Origin of the sequence: Ralstonia sp. ASV6, from assembly GCF_016429285.1 — a bacterium.
Taxonomy (GTDB): Bacteria; Pseudomonadota; Gammaproteobacteria; order Burkholderiales; family Burkholderiaceae; genus Ralstonia; species Ralstonia flaminis.
In genome coordinates, this window is sequence record NZ_JAELUI010000257.1 from 1 (window position 1) to 3,971 (window position 3,971).

A 3,971-nucleotide genomic window follows, 5' to 3' on the forward strand; every position below is an offset into this window, starting at 1 on the left:
GGTGCTGGTGGTGGCCATTGGCTGCGGGCCGGTACCGGCCTGGTTGCTCGATTCCCTGGAAAAGCCCTTCGAGAACGAGCCGCAAATCACCTGGGGCGCGCGCAACGCCATCGTGCTGCTGGGTGCGGGCACCTTCCGCATCGGCCAGACGGTGGAGCCGGGCGTCTTCTCGTACGCGCGCATCGTCGAGGCCGTGCAGCTGTACCAGACCTGCAAGAAGGCCAGCGGCGGGGCCGCCGGCGACTGCAAGATCCTCGTAAGCGGCGGCGACGCACGCCACCATGGCGAACCCGAAGCGACGGTCTATCGCCGCGAGATCGTCGCGCTCGGCGTCAACGGCGACGACGTGCTCATGGAACCGAAGAGCATGAACACGTGGCAGAACGCACAGTTCTCACGCGCGGCGCTGGCCGACTATGCGCCAGATCGCACGCTGCTGGTGTCTTCCGCCATCCACCTGCGGCGCAGCCTGCTGTATTTCGCGCACTTCGGCATGACGCCGATTCCCGTACGCGCCGACGATCTGCAGGCAACCGCATCGCCGCTGCCGATGGCGTACAACTTTGCACTGACAGACTATGCGCTGCACGAGTGGATCGGCATTGCGCGCTATCACGTGTACAACGCGTTCGGGTGGAACCCGGAGCGCGTGCAGCCCGGGCAAGCCTGACCTCCCGCCTCATTCGTGCATTTGAAGCAGGGCTCTAGTGCTTCTGGTTGGGCAGCAAAATTCCGGCGCCGCCCTATACTTTGTGCATCGCAACATCCGAGTTTTGCAATGCGCCACCTCGGTCGTATTGACGCTCACCGCCTAATCACCATTGGCAAGTTCGCTTGCCACCACCCGCCCACCGGGCGCGGCCATTCCTGACGGGAATCGCTGACGATTCCTGCGCCAGCAGCGGGCCTTTGCTTTGGCAAACGCGCCCGCCCCGCCAGCCAACACCTCAGAAGCAAACCAACAAGCAAGGGGACCCCTCATGCCTCAAGTCACGGCAAGCAAGCTGCCGGTCAAACTGCTCGCGGTCGTCTTCGGCGCCCTCGCGGCGCTGGTGATCGCGCGGACTTTCCTGCTGAACTGGCAGATCATTCCGCCCGGCTACACGGGCATCAAGATCAACCGGCTGGTCGATCGCGGCATCTCGCGCGAGAACGTGGTCACCGGCTTCGTGTTCTACAACCCGGTGCAGACGGTCATCATCCAGTACCCCACGTTCGTGCAGCGCGTGGTCTGGACGCAGGACGTGAACGAAGGCCGGCCGATGAACGAAGAGCTGACCTTCAACACCAAGGACGCCGTCCCCGTGAACGTGGACGTGGCCGTCTCGTACCAGCTCGACCGCGACAAGGTGCCGGCGTTCTACACCAACTTCCGCGCCGACCATATCGAAAGCTTCACGCACGGCTATCTGCGCGATACGGCACGCAACGTGATCGTCGCCATCGGTTCGGAGTACAACTTCGACGACGTGAACGGCGCGAAGAAGGAGGAGTTTGTCGCGCGGCTGACCAACGAGCTCGACACGCGCCTGACGCCGCTGGGCGTATCGATCAAGCAGTTCGGCATCGTCGGTTCATTGCGTCCGCCGCGCGCATTGCTTGACGCGGTGAGCGCCAAGACCAAGGCCATCCAGGATGCCATCCGCACCGAGAACGAAGTGCGCTCCGCCCAGGCCGAGGCCAAGAAGAAGGTGGCGATTGCCGAAGGTGAAGCCGCCGCCAACCACGCGCTGGCCTCGTCGCTGGATGACCGCCTGCTGGCTTGGGAGCGCCTGAAGCTGGAGCGTGCCGCCATCGAGAAGTGGAACGGCGTGACGCCGAGTGTGATGGCGGGCGGCGCCAATGGCGGTGGCATGCTGTTCAACATCCCGGCGACAGGGCAGAACCACTAACGATCCAGCCAACGCACCAAAGAAAAACGCGCCCGAAGGCGCGTTTTTCGTATCGGCTCAACCGGCGATCAGCTTGCGAAACCCGGAGCAGCCTCACGCACGGCGTGCTCAGCACCGGCGGCGGGAATCGGCGCTTCCACGTGCAGGCTGGTCGACTCATCCACGCCCAGGTGCACGTTCATGCATTGCACCGCTGCGCCGGCCGCGCCCTTGCCCAGGTTGTCCAGGCGGGCGGTGACGACCATGCGCTCGTCAGAGCCGAACACGAACAGGTCGGCACGGTTGGTGTCGTTGGCGCCTTGCACATCGAAGAAGCCGTTATCGAGCGTCGCGACGTTGTCGGCCGGGGCCACGCGGATGAACTGCTCGCCCTGGTAGTAATCGGCCAGCACCTTGGCGACGTCCGCCGGGCTCACCTTGTGTGCCAGATGCTGCGGATGCAGACCGATGGTCACGGCCAGGCCCTTGAGGAAGTTGCCGACCACCGGCGTGAAGATCGGCGGGAGGCTCAGCTTGCTCTGCACACGCATTTCCGGCAGGTGCTTGTGCGCCAGCGCCAGCGCATACGGGCGCGGGCTGTCGAGCTTCGGGTTATTGGCGGCGAGGTAGTCGGCAATCATCGCCTTGCCGCCACCGCTGTAGCCCGTAAGCGAGAACGCGGTGACCGGGTAATCGGCCGGGACGATGCCCGCCTCCACCAGCGGACGCATCAGCAGCACAAAGGCGCTGGCGTGGCAGCCCGGCACGGCGATGCGCTTGGTGTTGCGCAGGCGCTCGCGCTGGCCCTTGTTCAGCTCGGGCAAGCCATAGACCCAGCTATCGTCCGTGCGGAACGCGGTGCTGGCGTCGATGATGCAGGTGTTCGGGTTGTTGACCAGCGAGACGGCCTCGCGCGAGGCGACGTCCGGCAGGCACAGGAATGCGACATCGGCGGCATTCAGGAATTTGGCGCGCTCGACCGAATCCTTGCGCTTGTCTTCGGCGATGCGCAACAGCTCGATATCGTCGCGTTGCGACAGATAGTCGAGCAGGCGAAGGCCGGTGGTGCCTTCCTGACCGTCGACGAAAACCTTGAATGCCATGGCGATCTCGCTTGAAAACTGTGAGTAGAAACCACGCGCCAGCCCCTGCCGGCGCGTGAGTTTTGCATTGTAGCGGCTGACGGAGAATTTTCTGCGGCAGCGCAACAACGTGACGCATGTGCCGCTTACCAGTGCACGGGCGCGTCGTAATCGACGGTGAGCGGCGCGTGATCGCTGAACTTGATGTCCTTGAACACCGACGTGCGGCGCGCCGTGGCGGCAATGCCCGGCGTGGCGATCTGGTAATCGATGCGCCACCCAACGTTCTTTGCGTACGCCTGGCCGCGGTTGCTCCACCACGTGTATTGCTCGGGGCGCGGGTCCAGCGTGCGGAACACGTCCACATAGCCGACCTCGTCGAACAGCTTGGTCAGCCACGCACGCTCTTCGGGCAGGCAGCCGGAGTTCTTCTGGTTGCCCTTCCAGTTCTTGATGTCGATTTCCTTGTGGACGATGTTGACGTCGCCGCACAGCACGACCTCGCGGCCTTTTTCGTGGCGCAGGTCGGTCAGGTGCTGCATGAACAAGTCCATGAAGCGGAATTTGGCCTGCTGGCGCTCTTCGCCGCTGGAGCCCGAGGGCACGTAGACCGAGATGATCGACAGCTTGCCGTAGCGGGCCTCGACGTAGCGGCCTTCGGCATCGAACTCGCCGCCGTCAAAGCCGACGATGACCTCGTCCGGCTTGTGGCGCGTGTACAAGCCGGCACCGCTGTAGCCCTTCTTGACGGCATGCTGGAACACGCCGTGGTAGCCGTGCGGCGCCAGAAATTCGGGCGTCATGTCGTCTTGCGCGCATTTCAGTTCCTGCACGCAGACGAAATCGGCGTCCTGCTTGCCCATCCAATCGAAAAAGCCCTTGCTGGAGGCAGAGCGAACGCCGTTGAGGTTGGCGGAAATGATGCGTAACATGGCGGGACTTTTTTGCAGACCAGAGAAAAAAGATGAGCCAAAACAGCGAGTTGCGCCAATCCTTCATCCGCTTTGCGGTGGAAGCC

At 63.6% G+C, this 3,971-nt stretch carries 4 protein-coding genes; 2 read left to right on the plus strand and 2 right to left on the minus strand.

Annotated elements, in window-relative coordinates; genetic code table 11:
- Together JHD73_RS26940 and JHD73_RS26945 are read left to right on the plus strand one after the other, a co-directional pair.
- A partial coding sequence (locus JHD73_RS26940; RefSeq protein WP_199033202.1) for a YdcF family protein occupies positions 1 to 670 on the plus strand: 670 nt, incomplete at its 5' end.
- Between the two features lie 310 nt (positions 671 to 980).
- Positions 981 to 1,892 (plus strand): prohibitin family protein, encoded by a 912-nt coding sequence (locus tag JHD73_RS26945; protein ID WP_199033203.1) that lies wholly within the window; start codon positions 981 to 983, stop codon positions 1,890 to 1,892.
- A 68-nt stretch (positions 1,893 to 1,960) separates the two neighbouring features.
- On the opposite strand, the gene argC is transcribed toward JHD73_RS26945, so the two are convergent.
- Entirely contained in the window at positions 1,961 to 2,974 is a 1,014-nt protein-coding gene (gene argC / locus JHD73_RS26950) for an N-acetyl-gamma-glutamyl-phosphate reductase (protein ID WP_199033204.1), read from the minus strand.
- A gap of 125 nt (positions 2,975 to 3,099) precedes the next feature.
- On the minus strand, positions 3,100 to 3,885 hold the full coding sequence (locus JHD73_RS26955; RefSeq protein ID WP_199033205.1) for an exodeoxyribonuclease III: 786 nt from the start codon (positions 3,883 to 3,885) through the stop codon (positions 3,100 to 3,102).
- Between the last annotated feature and the right edge of the window lie 86 nt (positions 3,886 to 3,971).

Excerpts from the sequence above, each read along its gene's own strand:
- JHD73_RS26945 (WP_199033203.1), top strand. The coding sequence starts at position 981 with ATGCCTCAAGTCACGGCAAGCAAGCTGCCGGTCAAACTGCTCGCGGTC.
- argC (WP_199033204.1), bottom strand. The coding sequence starts at position 2,974 with ATGGCATTCAAGGTTTTCGTCGACGGTCAGGAAGGCACCACCGGCCTT.
- JHD73_RS26955 (WP_199033205.1), bottom strand. The coding sequence starts at position 3,885 with ATGTTACGCATCATTTCCGCCAACCTCAACGGCGTTCGCTCTGCCTCC.